At 61.3% G+C, this 17349-nt stretch carries 15 protein-coding genes; 7 read left to right on the top strand and 8 right to left on the bottom strand.

Annotated features, from left to right (window positions below; all coding sequences use genetic code 11):
* Nucleotides 1–58 precede the first annotated feature (58 nt).
* The 4 genes from ACR3XE_RS12235 to ACR3XE_RS12220 form a co-directional block, all read right to left on the bottom strand.
* Complete coding sequence (locus tag ACR3XE_RS12235) at nucleotides 59–1255, bottom strand: PQQ-dependent sugar dehydrogenase (protein WP_473699917.1); 1197 nt, start codon at nucleotides 1253–1255, stop codon at nucleotides 59–61.
* Between the two features lie 59 nt (nucleotides 1256–1314).
* Nucleotides 1315–1950, bottom strand: coding sequence for a sigma-70 family RNA polymerase sigma factor (locus ACR3XE_RS12230; protein ID WP_473699918.1), 636 nt, complete (start codon nucleotides 1948–1950; stop codon nucleotides 1315–1317).
* Nucleotides 1947–2216: a NepR family anti-sigma factor gene (locus ACR3XE_RS12225; protein WP_473699919.1), complete on the bottom strand. Its 270-nt coding sequence runs from the start codon at nucleotides 2214–2216 to the stop codon at nucleotides 1947–1949. Before ACR3XE_RS12225 ends, ACR3XE_RS12230 begins: the two co-directional genes overlap by 4 nt.
* Before the next feature lie 184 nt (nucleotides 2217–2400).
* Nucleotides 2401–3192 (bottom strand): response regulator, encoded by a 792-nt coding sequence (locus tag ACR3XE_RS12220; protein WP_473699920.1) that lies wholly within the window; start codon nucleotides 3190–3192, stop codon nucleotides 2401–2403.
* A gap of 280 nt (nucleotides 3193–3472) precedes the next feature.
* Here ACR3XE_RS12220 and ACR3XE_RS12215 point away from each other — a divergent pair, with 280 nt between their 5' ends.
* The 6 genes from ACR3XE_RS12215 to ACR3XE_RS12190 all read left to right on the top strand — a co-directional run bounded on the left by ACR3XE_RS12215 (nucleotide 3473) and on the right by ACR3XE_RS12190 (nucleotide 10116).
* A complete protein-coding gene (locus ACR3XE_RS12215) occupies nucleotides 3473–4966 on the top strand; it encodes a GAF domain-containing protein (RefSeq protein ID WP_473699921.1) in 1494 nt (497 codons plus the stop codon).
* A gap of 191 nt (nucleotides 4967–5157) precedes the next feature.
* Entirely contained in the window at nucleotides 5158–5772 is a 615-nt protein-coding gene (locus ACR3XE_RS12210) for a superoxide dismutase (protein WP_473699922.1), read from the top strand.
* A 72-nt stretch (nucleotides 5773–5844) separates the two neighbouring features.
* The gene (locus ACR3XE_RS12205; RefSeq protein ID WP_473699923.1) at nucleotides 5845–7224 is read left to right on the top strand and encodes an L-serine ammonia-lyase; all 1380 of its coding nucleotides are present in this window, start codon (nucleotides 5845–5847) and stop codon (nucleotides 7222–7224) included.
* A gap of 492 nt (nucleotides 7225–7716) precedes the next feature.
* Nucleotides 7717–8823, top strand: coding sequence for an S-(hydroxymethyl)glutathione dehydrogenase/class III alcohol dehydrogenase (locus ACR3XE_RS12200; protein ID WP_473699924.1), 1107 nt, complete (start codon nucleotides 7717–7719; stop codon nucleotides 8821–8823).
* Nucleotides 8824–8831: 8 nt separating this feature from the next.
* The gene (purU, locus tag ACR3XE_RS12195; protein ID WP_473699925.1) at nucleotides 8832–9692 is read left to right on the top strand and encodes a formyltetrahydrofolate deformylase; all 861 of its coding nucleotides are present in this window, start codon (nucleotides 8832–8834) and stop codon (nucleotides 9690–9692) included.
* A gap of 46 nt (nucleotides 9693–9738) precedes the next feature.
* Nucleotides 9739–10116, top strand: a complete 378-nt coding sequence (locus tag ACR3XE_RS12190) for a VOC family protein (protein ID WP_473699926.1) — start codon at nucleotides 9739–9741, stop codon at nucleotides 10114–10116.
* A 54-nt stretch (nucleotides 10117–10170) separates the two neighbouring features.
* Here the strand turns inward: ACR3XE_RS12190 and ACR3XE_RS12185 are convergent, their stop codons facing one another.
* Nucleotides 10171–12051: a CshA/CshB family fibrillar adhesin-related protein gene (locus tag ACR3XE_RS12185; RefSeq protein ID WP_473699927.1), complete on the bottom strand. Its 1881-nt coding sequence runs from the start codon at nucleotides 12049–12051 to the stop codon at nucleotides 10171–10173.
* A 195-nt stretch (nucleotides 12052–12246) separates the two neighbouring features.
* Between ACR3XE_RS12185 and fghA the strand changes: the two genes are divergently transcribed.
* Nucleotides 12247–13092 (top strand): S-formylglutathione hydrolase, encoded by an 846-nt coding sequence (gene fghA / locus ACR3XE_RS12180; protein ID WP_473699928.1) that lies wholly within the window; start codon nucleotides 12247–12249, stop codon nucleotides 13090–13092.
* Nucleotides 13093–13095: 3 nt separating this feature from the next.
* On the opposite strand, the gene ACR3XE_RS12175 is transcribed toward fghA, so the two are convergent.
* The 3 genes from ACR3XE_RS12175 to ACR3XE_RS12165 form a co-directional block, all read right to left on the bottom strand.
* Entirely contained in the window at nucleotides 13096–14073 is a 978-nt protein-coding gene (locus tag ACR3XE_RS12175) for a quinone oxidoreductase family protein (RefSeq protein WP_473699929.1), read from the bottom strand.
* 80 nt (nucleotides 14074–14153) lie between these two features.
* Nucleotides 14154–16049 carry a DEAD/DEAH box helicase gene (locus tag ACR3XE_RS12170; protein ID WP_473699930.1) on the bottom strand — a complete coding sequence of 632 codons (1896 nt, stop codon included), beginning with the start codon at nucleotides 16047–16049 and terminating at the stop codon, nucleotides 14154–14156.
* A 121-nt stretch (nucleotides 16050–16170) separates the two neighbouring features.
* On the bottom strand, nucleotides 16171–17349 hold the full coding sequence (locus ACR3XE_RS12165; RefSeq protein WP_473699931.1) for a BaiN/RdsA family NAD(P)/FAD-dependent oxidoreductase: 1179 nt from the start codon (nucleotides 17347–17349) through the stop codon (nucleotides 16171–16173).

Below are 17349 nucleotides of genomic sequence, written 5' to 3'. Positions count from 1 at the left end.
CTGATGACCGGTCAGGTGATGCGCGCCGACTGTTGTTATGTTGGCGGAGCGTGGGCGTTCAGCTTGCCGCCTTGGGGACCAGCTTTATGAGTTCGCCCTTGTCGCCATCGGACAGCAGCCAGATGGTTCCGTCATCGCGCACCTCGACTTCGCGGATACGCTGGCCCAAATCCCAGCGGTCCGACTTGTGCAGCGTGTCGCCGCCGATGCCCATGCGGATCAGGCCTTTCCCCGATAGCGCGCCCATCAGCAGGCTGTTTTTCCAGCCCGGATAGACATCGCCGCCATACCAGATAAGCCCGGCGGGCGAGATGGACGGGTTCCACCACAGCTTGGGCGCGGTGAATTCGGGATGCGTTGGATGGTTGGGGATGGGTTTGCCGTCATAATGGTCGCCGTTTGACACGACGGGATAACCATAATTGGCGCCTCGGGTGATGAGGTTGACCTCGTCACCACCCTTCGGCCCCATTTCCTGTTCCCACAGCCGCCCGGCGCCATCGAAGGCAATGCCCAGCAGATTGCGATGGCCAAGCGACCAGATTTGTGCGGTGACACCGCCCTGATCGGCAAAGGGGTTGTCGGCGGGGACGCTGCCATCGGGGTTCAACCGGATGATTTTCCCCAAATTCTGCGCCATGTCTTGTGCCGGATCAAATTTCTGTCGCTCACCCGAGGTGATGAACAAATATTGGCCGTCGGGAGAAAAAGCCATGCGGTGCGAGTAATGGCCGCGCCCTGCTACTTTGGGATCCTGTTTCCAGATGATCTGCATGTCTTTGAGGGTCGGCGGCCCGTTGCGGTCTAGCGTCGCGCGCCCGACCACCGCGCCATAGGTGCCGCCGCTTCCGGCCTCGACCCAACTGAGGTAAATATGGTTCGTCGTAGCAAAATCGGGAGCGAGAATGACATCGCCCAGCCCGCCCTGACCGCCATAGGCGACATTGGGGACGCCCGCGACATCGACGACTTCGCCGCCGTCTTCCCATAATTTCAGTTTGCCCGATTTCTCGGTAATCAGAGCATAGGGTGAGGCGGGAAGGAAAGTCATCGCCCAAGGTTCGTTGAAATGGGCAATTGTTTCGAGCGTGAACGGGGCTTGGCCAAGCGGGGTCGCCGGTTGCGCGCCGCTGGTGTCGATCGATTCGGATTTTGCCTGGCCTTGGGCACCGGCGCTTTCGCTGGTCGAACAAGCCGTGATGAAAATCGCAGGGATAAGGGCGGCGGCATAGAGGGGATTAAGCAGGCGCATCATGTCCTCCGGTTTGGGTTGCTCGACCAATATGCCGGTTGCGGCTGCTAAGGTCGAGGGTCTCAACCAGCCATGTCGTCGTGGCGCGCGGCGATGGTTTCGACGCTGTCCATAATCGCCGACATCGCTTCACTGGCCGGCATGGTGCCCGACCGTGATTGCGAGAACTGGCCGCTCTCCATGATTTCTTCGAGCGCTTTGCGAGCCCGCGACACGCGGCTTTTCATGGTGCCGAGCGCGCAGTCGCAAATCGTTGCGGCTTCTTCATAGGACATGCCGCCCGCACCAACGAGGATCAGGGCTTCGCGCTGGTCTTCGGGTAACTCCATCAGCCCGCGTTGGAGGTCGGTAATCTGGCTACTATCCTCTTGCGCGGCCGGCGTGGCTAGCGTGCGCTCGACCATTTGTTCGTCATAATCGCCGCGAAATTTGTTGCGGCGCATCTGCGACAAAAATGTGTTGCGAAGGATGACGAAGGTCCAGGCCTTGATCGACGTGTCGCGCTCAAATCGTTCGCGTGACGCCCAGGCCTTGACCATCGTATCTTGAGTCAGATCGTCGGCGAGGTCGGGGTTGCCCGACAGGCTGCGGCCATAGGCGCGCAGATGCGGGATAACATCGGCCAGCAAGGCCTTGAACTCGCCATCCGACAATCGGGTGTCCGATGCCGTTTGCGCTGCGACTTTCCCGTCTGTCATTCCTTGTCCATGGCCTTTGAATCGAGCTGCGACAAGAGATTGGCTAATTTGTCGGGCATCTTTTCGGTCAAAACCTTACCATAGATGCTGCGCAGCTTTGCCGTGATCGGACTTGGAGATTGGCGACCCGTAAGGGTGCGGTGCCAATTGTCGCAGTCGGTACCCGGAAAGGATGATGGCCGACGCACGGGTGTCCTTACCACGCCATTTTGTTCTTGGCTCGGTGTTTGGTGACTAACCAGCTTATCAGGAATGACGCGGTCCATAGACAGGCAACGACAAGCAAAGGAGCAAGTTCCCTGCCCTGAGAAAAAGGGTCGGAATCGTGACGAAAATGCAACAGTCACTGTCCACGTCGTCGCTAGCGGACGGAATTTGAACAAAAGGAGGCATCGCTTGCCAATATGCGCGCGACCGTGCGTGTCGATGCAGCGCGTGTCGATGCAGCAGTTAAGCGGCGACAGGTTGGGGGACCGAGATCAGGCTTTGGCTGATGGCTGCCCGCACCATATTGTTGCGGAAGGGTTTGGATATCAGAAAGGCAGGCTCGACCCGGTCGCCGGTCAAAAGCCGTTCGGGAAAGGCGGTAATAAAGACGACGGGGACGGGCGAACTGCTCATAATGTCCTGCACCGCTTCGATCCCCGACGAACCATCGGCGAGCTGAATATCGGCGAGAATCAGCCCCGGCTGATGTTCGGCCACGGCGGCAAGCGCATCGCGGTGGGTCGCGGCAATGGCGGCGACGTCATGACCCAGACTGCGGACGATTGATTCCAGCTCCATGGCAATCAGCAATTCATCTTCGATGATGAGGACCGATGTGTGGGCTTCGCGTTCCAGATTCTCGACCGCTTCGGCGAGCAGGTCATCGACCGTAACGATGTTGGTGCCGGTGATGACCGCAGCCTCGGCACTGGTAAAGCCTTCCAGCGCGGTGAGCAGAAACACTTGCCGTCCCAGCGGCGTAATGCGGGCGAGGCGTTGTTGTGCCGCGCGAACATCCGGATCGTCGGAATCGACATCGCCACTCTCGATATAGCTGGTTTCCCAGATGCGGTGGAAGGTCCGATATAGGTCAATCCGCGTGCCATAGCCTTCGCCAAATTCGTCAGGGGCGGCGACGATAACCTCTAGCACGGTGTGGACAAATGTGTCGCCATGCTGCTGGCTGCCGGTCAACGCGCGGGCATAGCGGCGCAAAAATGGCAAATGGCTGCGAATATCTTCTGCAAATGACATGTAATCCCTCCCGGATCAGTTATGACAACGCGCGGGAGCAGGGACTGGTTCCCGCGCCTTATGTTCTTGCGAGAGTGGCAGCTTGCGTGCCTCATCAGTGCAACTTGCCCCCCGTCTGCGCGTAGCATTGGGACGCAGGGGTGACGGCGCTCCTTGGCGGGTAAGATAGTGGACAAAGTCACGCTTGTGCTTGCCAGTTGCGCGCCAGCTTTGTCACAGTGGCAATTCATGCCAAGATAGGTCAGGCGATCGAGATGGACCAAGGCTCGGAGACAGGGATTTGACGGCGCGGACTTCAAAAGCGGTTGCATGTGACGAAAGTGACGAACGCGACGAGCGTCACCGGCTTGAAACGCTGTATGAATATCAGTTGCTGGATACCGATGAAGAACCGGCTTTCGACCGGATTACCAAGCTGGTCGCAGATTTGTTCGATGTGCCGATCGCGCTGGTGTCGCTGGTCGATGATTGCCGCCAATGGTTCAAATCCGCGCAGGGATTGCCGGTCCGTGAAACTGCGCGCGACATTAGTTTTTGCCAATTTGTCGTGTCCGGTAACAAGGCGCTGATCGTTCCCGACACGCATGAAGACGAACAGTTCCGCGACAATCCGCTGGTAACGGGGGAGCCCTTTGCGCGCTTTTATGCGGGTGTCCCGCTCAAAGCCTATAATGGCGAAATATTGGGGACCCTATGCATATTGGATACCAAGCCGCGCGCGGCTTTGGATGCGAAAGAGCTGTCGCGGCTGTCTGATTTTGCCGATATCATCATGGCTGAGGCCGAGTTGCGGCGATCCGCGATTGAGTGCGAAACGGCCAAGGTGATGCTCGATCAAGCGATTAATTTTTCTTCGGTGGCTATCTGGCAGCTTGATACGCGGACCAATCATGTGGATTGGCAAGGGGCGTATGAGACAGTCTGGGGTGCCGATAGCGGTGAAGCTCTGGACAGCCGGCAAGGTGCCTTTGACCGCATCCACCCCGATGATCGGGAAGAGGTGGGTGCGAAACTTGATGCCGCGATTGCGGGCATCGAGCCCTTCACCAACGAGTTCCGCATTCTTCACCCGCAATTGGGCCTGCGCTGGCTGGCGGGACGCGCCGAATGGGGGCAGGGGGGACGACAACATATCCTGACCGGTGTCAATTATGATGTGACCGAGCAGCATAATCGTCAGGAATATGGCGACCTTTTGATGCGCGAATTGCACCACCGGATGCGCAATCTGTTTGCGACCGTTGGTGCCATCATCTCGCTGACCCGCCATTCGGCGCGCGATATTGATGATTATGCCGACCGGATCAGCAATCGGCTCGATGCGATGAACCGCGCCCAGAATGTGCTGTTGGGCGCCAATTTCCTGACCGGTTCGATCCACGCCCTGATGCGCGAGGTGGAGGCCGCCTTTCCGCGTATCCGCTGGACTGGTCCCGACTTTGTCCTTCCCGAAAACAGTCTGGTCGCCATGGCTTTATTGTTCAACGAACTGGCGACCAATGCCGCCAAGCATGGCGCACTGACGAGCGAGAAAGGGCAAGTCGACATCGGGTGGACGCTCGACGACCCACAGGCCAGCCCGCGCGAATTTTCGCTGATCTGGACCGAATCAGGCGGAGCGAAGCTGACCGGGCCGCCGACGCAATTGAACTTTGGCACTTCGCTGATTGACCGCAGCGTCCGCAACAATCTGGGCGGGAGCATCGAGCGTCGCTGGGACAGCGAGGGGCTGGTGTGTCAGATCAAGCTGCCGGTGCGCTGGGAGACAGGCTGATGAGAGTCCGTTGACCGGACCTGGCCTGATAGGTGATTTGCCGGTTGGCTTTACCTTTTACCAACAAGAAAATTGGTCGAAAATGTCATTCTGCGGTTGCAGGTGACCGCTGATTTTTTGCATGGGGTGCAACGCGAGCCGTTGAAGGCGCGTTCAAAGGACACTCCCCCCTCAACCAATTGGAGTTACACATGACTATTGCGCATCCTCCCCTCCCTTATGCCAATGACGCATTGGCGCCGCATATTTCCGCCGACACATTGGCGACCCACCATGGCAAGCATCACAAAGGCTATGTCGACAAGGTCAACAAGGCTGTCGAAGGCACCGATTTGGCCGACAAGTCGCTTGAGCAAATCATCCATGCCGCCGAGGGCAATGGCGACAAGGGCTTGTTCAACAATGCCGCACAAGCGTGGAACCACGGTTTTTACTGGCACAGCCTTGCGCCCCAAGCCTCAAAGCCGACCGGCGATCTGGCCGCCGCCATCGACCGCGATTTCGGCTCGCTCGAGGCGCTGAACGACAAGCTGAAAGCGGTGGCTGGCGCACATTTCGGCTCGGGCTGGGCGTGGCTGGTGTCACGCGACGGCACATTGTCGGTCACCGATACGCATGACGCGGGAACCGAACTGACCGCCGGTATCACGCCGCTGGTGGTGATCGATGTGTGGGAACATGCCTATTATCTCGACCGCAAGAATGAACGCCCCAAATATGTCGAAGCGGCGGTGGATAGCTTGCTCAACTGGGATTTCGCCGCGGAAAATTATGCGCGCGGCGACGTCTGGACCTATGGCGGCTAAGCGCTTTTGGCGGAGCGAATAATCCGCTTTTGATGCCTTTCGATATGGCGGCGCTTATCCTATAGCGCCGCCATGACCATCAGCCTGTTCGAATTGTTTAAAATCGGTGTTGGCCCGTCGAGTTCGCACACGGTCGGGCCGATGGTCGCGGCGCGGCGCTTTGCGCTGTGGCTCGACGAGGCGGGCCTGCTGGAGTCCACGCGGCATGTCGAAGTCGATCTCTACGGATCGCTGGCGCTGACCGGCAAGGGCCATGCCGCCGACACCGCGATTGTCGCGGGGCTGGCGGGCGAGGTGCCTGCAACGACGAGCCTTTCCGCCATTCAGGCGCATTGGGCGCGCGCCAATGGCGAGAAAATCATCGCCCTTTTGGGCCAGCGGACGGTGACGTTCGATCCGCCGCGTGACCTCCATTTTCAACGGCGCCAGCGCCAGCCTTTTCACAGCAATGCGCTATCCTTTACCGCGCGCGACAGCGACGGCGAAATCATCGCCAAGCGCATGTATTTTTCCATCGGCGGCGGCTTTGTCGTCGATGAGGATGAAGCAGGGCGCAACAGCCGCGGCGGCGAGGACGAGATTGATCTGCCCTATGCCTTCACCTCGGGCGCTGACCTGTTGGACATGGGCGAAGCCTCTGGCCTGAGCTTTGCCGAAATGATGCTCGCCAATGAGGAAATGCGGTTGCCGCGTGCCGAGGTCGAGGCCGGAATTGATGCCGTGGCTGCTGCGATGGACGCCTCGATTGATGCCGGTTGCGGAAGCGAAGGCATTTTGCCCGGCGGGTTGGAGGTCAAACGGCGCGCACCGAAAATCGCCGCCGATATTCGCTCCAAGCAGGATCATGCGCTGGCCGAGCCGATGGCGTTGATGGACTGGATCAACCTGTGGGCGATGGCGGTCAATGAGGAAAACGCTGCGGGTGGCCGCGTTGTGACCGCGCCGACCAATGGCGCGGCGGGGATTATTCCGGCGGTCATCCGATATTACCGGCGCTGTTATCGCGGCGATGCTGCGGGCGTGCGGACCTTCCTGCTCACCGCCGCCGCGATTGGCGCGCTCTATAAACGAAACGCCTCTATTTCGGGGGCCGAGGTCGGCTGTCAGGGCGAGGTCGGGGTCGCCTGTTCGATGGCGGCGGCGGGGCTGACGGCGGCGCTCGGCGGCAGCAATGCGCAAATCGAAAACGCCGCCGAAATCGGCATGGAGCATAATCTGGGGCTGACCTGTGATCCCATTGGCGGACTGGTGCAAATCCCCTGTATCGAGCGCAATGCGATGGGCGCGATCAAGGCGATTGACGCCAGCCGCATTGCCATGATCGGCGATGGTACGCATATGGTCAGTCTGGACAAGGTGATCGCGACGATGATGCAGACCGGCCGCGATATGCGTGATAAATATAAGGAAACGTCCAAGGGCGGGTTGGCGGTCAGCGTGGTTGAATGTTGAGCGGGCAGGACTGGAACCGCTGCATCGCGCGTCGGGGACCGCACATTGGGTCTATGGCCCGGTAAAAGGACCGGTGGGCAATCGACGGCCCGCCCCTCACCGACAGACATGCCCTGATCCGTGCCCGTGCATAAACAGGCTGTCCTACATCGTGTCGCGGGTTTAGCCTGTCGATCATGCAAAGATTCGCCTCTTCGATGCTCCGTCCTCCCCCCTTCTTGTCTGGCCGACAGCCGGCGCGGCGGGAAAGGCGAAACAGAGGGGGGACGTAGTGTGACCTTTGTGACCTTTGGAATAAAAATACAGACGAAGAGGGCAAATGATGCGCGGGGGGAGGGGGCAGCAGAGCGATGCCAACCGGCCTCCTCCGGCGCGGCGGGCGGTCTGCCGCATTCGGCGCGTTTCCGCCCCTGTGCTGCGCCGCAGGGGGGATTGATGGCTTGCATTGGCCGCCCGATTGCCTGATTGAGAGAGCAGAAAAGGAGCCTCCCCATGAAAACCCGCGCCGCCGTCGCTTTTGAAGCGAAAAAGCCGCTCGAGATTGTCGAGCTTGACCTTGAAGGCCCCAAGGCCGGCGAAGTGCTGGTCGAGATTATGGCGACCGGCATTTGCCACACCGATGCCTATACGCTCGACGGGCTCGACAGCGAAGGCCTGTTCCCCAGCGTGCTGGGCCATGAAGGCGCAGGGATTGTGCGCGAAGTGGGCGCGGGTGTCACCAGTGTCGTGCCGGGCGACCATGTCATCCCGCTTTACACCCCCGAATGTGGCCAGTGCAAAAGCTGTCTGAGTGGAAAAACCAACTTGTGCACCGCGATCCGCGCGACGCAGGGCAAAGGCCTGATGCCCGACGGCACCAGCCGTTTTTCGTATAAAGGGCAGATGATCCATCATTATATGGGCTGTTCGACCTTTTCGAATTTCACCGTCCTGCCCGAAATTGCCGTCGCCAAAATCCGCGAGGACGCGCCATTTCAAACCAGCTGTTACATCGGCTGCGGCGTCACCACCGGCGTTGGCGCGGTGACCAACACCGCCAAGGTCCAACCGGGCGATAATGTCGTCGTGTTCGGGCTGGGCGGCATCGGGCTTAACGTGCTGCAGGGTGCGAAAATGGCGGGCGCGAACATGATCGTCGGGGTCGACATCAACCCCGACCGTGAAGAATGGGGCAAAAAGTTCGGGATGACCCATTTCGTCAATCCCAAGGATGTGGACGACATTGTCGCGCATCTGGTGGCGCTGACCGATGGCGGGGCCGATTATAGTTTCGATTGCACCGGCAACACGACCGTGATGCGCCAAGCGCTGGAATGTTGTCACCGCGGCTGGGGCACCAGCATCATCATCGGGGTGGCCGAAGCGGGCAAGGAAATCTCCACCCGTCCGTTCCAGCTCGTCACCGGTCGCAACTGGCGCGGGACTGCGTTTGGCGGCGCAAAGGGGCGCACTGATGTGCCCAAGATTGTTGACCTCTACATGGACGGTACAATCCAGATCGACCCGATGATCACCCATGTGCTGAGCCTCGACGAGATCAACAAGGGGTTCGACCTGATGCATGCGGGCGAGAGCATCCGCAGCGTCGTGGTTTATTGACCTCGGACATGGCCGCCGATTTTGTCCTGACCTTTTCTTGCGCCGATCGCGTTGGCATCGTTGCCGCCGTCACCGGCCTCTTGTCCGATTCCGACGGCTTCATTCTCGATAGCCAGCAATATGCCGATCTGGGCAGCGGGCGCTTTTTCATGCGCGTTGCCTTTCGCGGGGCAGGGCCGCGCTTTCCGGCCGATCTGGCCGCGATGAAGGTCGCATTTGCCCCGATTGCGGAGCGTTTTGCTTTGGACTGGCAGCTGGCGGACGCGGCGGTCAAGCCGCGCTTTGTCATCGCCGTCTCTCAGGCCAGCCATTGCCTCAACGACCTGCTCCACCGCTGGTCGACGGGCAATCTGGCGGTCGATATTGTCGGGGTGGTGTCGAACCATGACCATGGCCGCCGCCTCGCCGAATGGCATGGGGTGCCTTTTCACCACCTGCCGGTGAGCGACGCCAACCGCGCCGAACAGGAAGCGGCGATTTTGGACGTGATGGCAGAGGGCAGCGCCGATTATCTGGTGCTGGCGCGCTATATGCAGATTTTGTCGGCGGACATGACCGCGAAACTGGCGGGTCGTTGTATCAATATCCACCATAGTTTCCTGCCGGGGTTCAAGGGGGCAAAGCCCTATCACCGCGCGCAGGAACGCGGGGTCAAACTGATCGGCGCGACCGCGCATTTTGTTACCAGCGACCTCGACGAAGGCCCGATCATCGAACAAGCGGTGGAACGCGTCGATCATCGCGACAGCGCCGAGGATCTGGTCCGCACCGGCCGCGATGTCGAAGCGCAGGTGCTGGCAAGGGCAGTGCGCTGGGTCGCCGAGCAGCGCGTGTTGATCGATGGCCGCAAGACGGTGGTATTTCGCTGACAAAAGCGCCAAGATAAGTATCGAATCGCAACCAAAGGAGAAGCCAATGTTCAGTCATGTCATGGTGGGGTCGAACGACATCGCCGAGTCCAAGAAATTCTACGATGCGCTGTTCGCGGCGCTGGGCGGACCCGAAGGTGTCATCGATCCCAAAGGACGCCTTTTTTATATGAGCGAGACCGGCGTATTTGGTGTGTCGGTTCCGATCAATGGCGAACCCGCCTGCCACGCCAATGGCGGCACGGTCGGCTTTGCCGTCACGTCACCCGAACAGGGCGACGCCTGGCACGCCGCGGGCGTTGCCAATGGCGGCACGGCGATTGAGGATGCGCCGGGTATCCGCACGAGCGAAATGGGCAGCATGTATCTGGCCTATTTGCGCGACCCCGCCGGCAACAAGATTTGCGCGCTGAAGCGCATGTGATCAGTCCGAAGGGGATTGCCGGCCGATTTGATGGCGTTGGCGATCCCCTTTGGTTCAATTGACCCTGGCTTCGAAACTGACGGTAAAGCTGGGGTGGTTGGTGCCGTTTGACGCGGCCATGATGCCCGATGGATTGACGCGGATTCCGCGCACATTGGGGTCAAATGTTCCTGACGGTGTATAGCTATAGGGTGCGCCGCCCGAAGGCTGGCTGGAAAAACGCACCGCCGTCGCCGGATTGAAGGCGACGAGCCCGCTGGGCGTCGTTCCGTTGGTAAAGGTGACCGATGGCGCGACCGAATAGGTCAGATTGGCGGGCAGGGCGTCGGCGATGACGATGGTGTTGATGTCGACGGGCGCATCGCCTTCGTTGGTGACGGTGATGGCATAGCGGACCGTCGCCCCCGGGATCGCCTTTGGATTGGACAGATTGACCCCGTCGGACAGCAGGGTGGACGATTTGGTGATGCGGATGACGGCATTGGCGGGATCGCGGGTGTTGGTGATCGTGCAGGTGATGACATCGCCGATATTGGGGGTGACATTGCTGTTGAGGCTGGTCGGCAAGGCTGTGCCCGAGCCTGTGTAGGCGTTGGTGCAAGCCAGCCCCTTGGTATAGCGCGCCAAATTGGTCGACCCGACCGCGAGTTCGTCCATCTGATACGCCGTCGCCGCCGCGAGCTGGACAAAGCCGGTGCTGCCATTGGCGACCGTGCTGCCGCTGCCCGTTGTCGTGGTGCTGGCAACGATGGTGGCCCCTTGTTTGATGCGGACGTTGAACTGGTCGGTCGGGAAAATGCGTCCCGCAGGGGCGAGCGCCTTGGACAGTTTGAGGTGGGGGTAGGGGGCGTTGGTATAGATGCACGAAATGATGTCGCCAAAGGATAGCGACCCGAAATCATAACTGGTGGTGACCAGGTTATTGGGCAGCACGGTCGGCGACCCCGCGGTCGCGTTCGTGCAACTGAGCGAGGCGCGATATTGCGACAGGGTGCCGATGCTGCCCGTCGCCATCGTTTCGGTCAGCGAGATCGGGATGCCCGAGGCGGTGGAAATGACGGCGGCGTTGAACGGGCCATTGCCGGTGCCGGTGGTTGTGCCGGTCGCCAGAACCTGCGCCGATGATGTCGAGCGGATGCTGAAGGTGAACTGATCGGCGGGGTCGACGCGCGCGCCGACAATTTGTTTGGTCAATTTGATCGAGGCAAAGCGCACGGCAAACATCACGCCTTGCAGGCCGCCGGCCCTTAACGTCACGCCCACCGTGGTCGGCTTGTTCGATCCCACGATATAGGCCCCGATCGGGCTGGGTGTGCCATTGCCCGATTCGCGCAAGGTCGTGGTGCCTGCGCCGGTCACTGCCGGATAATTGCTGCCGCTGATCGGGGCGACCGTGTCGAGGATCGCCCACGCCGAGCCATTGGTCGTATATTCCAGATATTCGGAATTATCGGTCGATTCCGCATCGGCGATGACAAAGGCATAATCATTGACGGTGGCAACGCCCGGTGGCGGCAAGACGGTGATGTTCGAGATTGTCAGCGTGACCGTCGAGTTGTTGGTGGTCGTATAGAGGATCGGCTTGCCGGGAATATTGAGGAAGCTTGTGTTGCCGACGGCGGCCCCCGACCAGCTTGGCGCGGTTTGCGACACAAGCGCGGTGGACGCGGTGCTTGTCGCCCTGACCTTGAAAGTCAGCGTCGATCCATCGGCGAGGCTGAACGAGAAATTCTGTCCTGCCCCCGACCGTGCGGTGCTGTCGTTGTATGTCGAGAGATCAAGCCAGCAATAACTTTGCCAACTCGACGGCGCGGCCCCCTGCGCGCCAGCCGCCGAACAGGTCGCAGCCTCTGCACTGACCGACAAGAGCGCGCAGCAAGCAACGAGCATCGCTCCAAGCCACCGAACCCAGCCGATCGAACCCTTCGCGTGCATGTGTGTCCGCTGTCCCCCGATCATCATATAGACCGATATATAGCGGGGTGTTGCGCGCGCATCCACCGCGATAATGACCTGCGCGAGGGGCACGCTTTCGCTCCGTCCCAAGCGCCTGCCCACCGATAAAACACTGTCTTACGCCGCCACGCTGGGTTAGCGTGGGGCAACCGTCACCCATAATATAGGCCAATCATGACCCTCGAAACTCTCTCCACCAATCGCAGTCATAGTGGCACGCAGGGTGTGTACCGTCACGCCAGCGATAGCACCGGCACCGATATGAGCTTTGCCGTTTATGTTCCCGACCATGCGGAAGGGGCGAAGCTGCCGGTGTTGTGGTATTTGTCGGGGCTGACCTGCACCCATGCCAATGTCATGGAAAAGGGCGAGTATCGCGCGGCTTGTGCGGAGGCGGGGATCATTTTCGTCGCGCCCGACACCAGCCCACGCGGCGACGGCGTTCCCGATGATCCTGACGGGGCGTGGGATTTCGGCCTTGGTGCAGGCTTTTATGTCGATGCGACCGAGGAGCCTTGGGCCGAGCATTATCAAATGCGAACTTATATCGAGAGCGAGCTGCCCGCGCTGATCGCGGAAAATTTCCCCGTCGATATGGAGCGGCAGGCGATCAGCGGCCATTCGATGGGCGGGCATGGTGCGCTGACCATCGCGCTGCGCAATGCAGACCGTTTCCGGTCGGTGTCGGCCTTTGCCCCGATTGTCTCACCGCTCGCCTGTCCTTGGGGCGACAAGGCGCTCGGCGGCTATCTGGGCACGGATCGGACGGCATGGCGCGATTATGACGCTTGCGCGCTGATTACCGATGGTGCGCGCTTGCCCGCGCTGCTTGTCGATCAGGGCGGCGACGATGGCTTCCTCACCGAACAATTGAAGCCCGAATTGTTGGAGACAGTCTGCGAAGCCTCGGGGCAGCCGCTGACGCTGCGGATGCAGCCGGACTATGACCACAGCTATTATTTCATTTCGACCTTCATGGCCGAGCATGTGGCGTGGCACGCCGAGCGGTTGGGGGCATAGCGCCTAGGGGATCAACAAGGTCGACCCTGTTGTTCGCCCCGATTCCAGATCAATATGCGCGCGCGCCGCATCCTGTAGCGGATAGCGCTGACCGATGGTGATGCTGACCGCGCCGCTTTCGATCATCGCGAAGACGCGCGCTGCACCGGCTGCACGTTCGACCGGATCGCGGTAATAATCGAACAGTGTCGGGCGGGTGACAAATTGCGAGCCATGCTGCGCAAGTATGCCGAGGTTCACATCGGTAACGGGGCCATCGGCATTGCCATAGCTGACAATCAATCCGCGCCGCGCCGTCGATTTGAGCGATACCGGCCATGTCGCTTTACCGACCCCGTCAAAGCTGACCCGAACGCCCGCGCCATCGGTAATTTCCCGCACCCGTGCGGCGACATCTTCGTCGCGATAGCGCAGGACATGATCGGCTCCGGCGGCGCGCGCGGCCTCGGCCTTTTCGGCGGTGCTGACGGTGCCGATGACGGTTGCGCCGACGGCTTTCAGCCATTGGACGAGGATCAGCCCGACCCCGCCCGCAGCGGCATGGACGAGCACCGGCCACCCCGCCTCGACCCGGGCGCAGCGTTCGACCAGCGCTTCGACCGTGCAAGCCTTGAGCATCGCCGCCGCCGCCACTTCATCGCTGATCGCATCGGGCAGTTTGAACAGTCCGCCCGCGCCGACCACACGGGCGCTGGAATAGGCATTGCGTTCGGGGCCGAAGGTGGCGACGTGGTCACCCGTGGCAAAGTCGGTGACGCCCTCTCCGACAGCCAAAACTTCGCCCGCCGCCTCAAGGCCCAAGCCGCTGGGGAGCGGGACCGGATAAGTGCCGTCGCGATGATAGGTGTCGATATAGTTGAGCCCGACTGCGCTGTGGCGCAGCAGCACTTGCCCCGGACCGGGCGCGGCCACGGCAACATCGCGCCACTGGATCACCTCTGGTCCGCCCTGTTTCTCGATAAAGGCTTCGACTGCTTGCATCGCCATTCTCCTGCTATCCAGTCTATTTGGTGGGCGAGGCAGCGCGGCGCAATGACGAAGTTTTGCGAAACCCGGGGTAATTATTTCGCCGGACGGCGGGGGCCGCCTTTGCCGCCAAAGGGCTTCGCTTTGTAGCGCGCGGGTTTGCCGCCGGGGCCACCGCGACCGCCGGGGCCACCACCATAGCCGCCGGGGCCGCCGCGACCGGGCGCGCGGCCTTGCGGGCGCGGGCCGGAGCGGTCGCTGGTACCGAGCGTTTCGCGCGGTAACGGCTTGCTGCCGCCACGACCGCGCTGCGGCGGTGGGCCGCCTTCGGTCGAGGGAGTGATGGAGACGCCGCTGTCATCTTCGCCGTCGGCGTTGGCGCTGCGCGTTACGGCCTCGGCAAAGCGGTCGGCGATGGCGCGCGGGATGTTGAACATGGTTTCCTTGGGGCCGATGCGGATCGCGCCGATTTCGCCCTTGGTGACATGGCCACGACGGCACAGAAGCGGCAAGATCCAGCGCGGATCGGCATTTTGCTGGCGACCGATGTTGATCTTGAACCAGACGCTGTCTTCGAAACCGGCGCGCGGTTCGCTGCTGCGTTCGGGGCGTGGTCCACGCTCTGGGCGACCACCATCGGCGCGATCGCGGTCGCGAAAATCGCTACGGTCGCGTCCGCGGGCGCTGTTGTCGATCAGATCCTCGGGCGGCGGCATCAAGGCGCGGTGCGCGCGGACCAGCGACGCGGCAATGTCTTCGGGACTGCGTTCGGTGAGCAGACGCGCGCCCAGTTCCAGATCGTCGGCCTCATGCTCGACGGGGGCGAGCAGCTTTTCAATCAGACGCTCCTGATCGCGCTTGCGGACATCGGCGGCGGTTGGTGCCTCCATCCATTCGGCCTGAATACGCGCCCCGCGCAACATGCCGTCGACGCGGCGGCGACGCGGATAGGGGACGATGATGACGGCGGTGCCTTTTTTGCCCGCGCGTCCAGTGCGTCCTGACCTGTGCTGCAAGGTTTCGGCGTCGCGCGGGATTTCGACATGGATGACAAGGCTGAGCGTCGGCAGATCGATACCGCGGGCGGCGACATCGGTGGCGACACAGACGCGCGCGCGGCGGTCGCGCAGCGCTTGCAGGGCAGAGTTGCGTTCGTTCTGGCTATGCTCACCCGACAAAGCGACGGCGGCAAAGCCGCGCTCGGTCAGGCTGGCGTGAAGGCGGCGGACATTGTCGCGCGTGGCGCAAAACAGCATCGCGGTTTCGGCATCGTGGAGGCGCAGCAGGTTGACCACCGCGCCTTCGATATCGGCAGGGGCGACGGTGATCGCCTGATAGCTGATGTCGCCATGACCGCGATCTTCGCCAACCGTCGAAATACGCAGTGCGTCGCGCTGATAGCGCTTGGCCATATTGGCGATTTGCTTGGGGATCGTCGCCGAAAACATGAGCGTTCGGCGCGTTTCGGGGGTCGCGTCGAGGATTTCCTCAAGGTCCTCACGAAAGCCCATGTCGAGCATCTCATCGGCTTCGTCGAGCACGGCGACGCGCAGCGCGGTGAGATCGAGCGCGCCGCGTTCGAGGTGATCGCGCAAACGGCCGGGGGTGCCGACGACGATATGCACGCCTTGATTGAGCGAGCGCCGTTCCTTGCTGGCGTCCATGCCGCCGACGCAGGTGGCGATGCGCGCCCCCGCCTTGGCATAAAGCCAGCTCAATTCACGGCTGACTTGCAGGGCAAGCTCGCGGGTCGGAGCGATAATCAATGCCAGCGGCGACGTCGCGAAGGGCATTTTGCCGTCTTCGAGAAGTTGCTCTCCCATGGCGATGCCAAAGGCGACGGTCTTGCCCGATCCGGTTTGCGCCGACACGACAAGGTCGCGACCCAAGGCTTCGGGTTTTTGGACAGAGGCCTGAACCGGGGTGAATACAGTATAGCCGCGCGCAGAGATAGCCTCCGCGAGGAGGGCGGGAAGAGTTTCGAAGGACATTTTTTCTTCTTTTCTCAGACGACTCAGCGTCGCCTTTGTTGTTGCCTAGGGGCAGGGTCGCCGCGTCAATCCAGAGATGGCGAAACCTGTTCGACATGACGCGGAATGATAAGGCTATTTTCTAAATTGCCTGACCCGCCGCAACGCTGCTGGCCCAGGCCCATTGGAAATTATATCCACCTAGCCAGCCGGTGACGTCAACGGCTTCGCCGACCGCATACAGACCTGGCACACGTTTGGCTACCATCGTTTGCGAAGATAACTCGGCGGTGCTGATGCCGCCTGCCGTCACCTCTGCCTTGGCAAAGCCTTCGCTGCCATTGGGATTGAAGGGCCAGCGGGCCAGCGCCTGTTCCACCGCGGTCAGACGGCGGTCGGTTTGGGCGCCTAGTTCTCCCGCGGCGTCGAGGCGGTCGAGTACGGTTTCGGCGAGCCGGTCGGCGAGATGGGCGCCGAGTGTGGCGCGTATCGTGGCGCGCGGACGGTTCTGTTTGGCCTGCACCAGCCAGCCGGCCTTGTGATCGGGCAGAAAGTCGATGTGCAGCGGTTCGCCGCGCCGCCAATAGCTGCTGATCTGAAGAATGGCGGGGCCGGACAGGCCGCGATGGGTGAAAAGCGCGGCCTCGCGGAAAACGGTTTTGCCGCAGCGCGCGGTCACATCGGCGGCGACACCCGATAATTCGCGGAACAGCACATCATCGCCGCCAAGGGTTAGAGGGACGAGTGCGGGGCGCGGCTCGACGACCTTCAGCCCGAACTGGCGCGCCAGATCATAGGCAAAACCCGATGCGCCCATTTTGGGAATCGATGGGCCGCCGGTAGCAATGACGAGTGCGGGGGCGGACAGATGCTGGTCGCCGTACCGGACGGTGAACTCACCATCGGCATGGGTGACGGGTCCGACGGGTTGGCCGGTACGGACATCGACCTGACCTTTGGCGGCTTCTTCGAGGAGCATCGCGACAATCTGCCGCGCCGACCCGTCGCAGAATAATTGGCCGAGCGTTTTCTCGTGCCAAGCAATGCCATAGCTGTCGACGAGCGCGATGAAATCGGCGGGTTGGTATCGCGCGAGTGCCGATTTGGCGAAATGCGGGTTCGCCGACAAAAAGCGGTCGGCGCTGGTGTTGCGGTTGGTGAAATTGCAGCGCCCGCCGCCAGAGATCAGGATTTTTTTGCCCACCGCATCGGCATGGTCAAGCAACGCCACGCGCCGACTCCGCTGACCCGCGACGGCGGCGCACATCAATCCGGCCGCGCCTGCGCCCAGCACGATGGCATCAAATTTAGTAGGGGACAT

The sequence above is a fragment of the Sphingopyxis sp. 10G20-10 genome (assembly GCF_057365075.1).
This window is presented reverse-complemented; position numbering and strand designations above follow the sequence as displayed.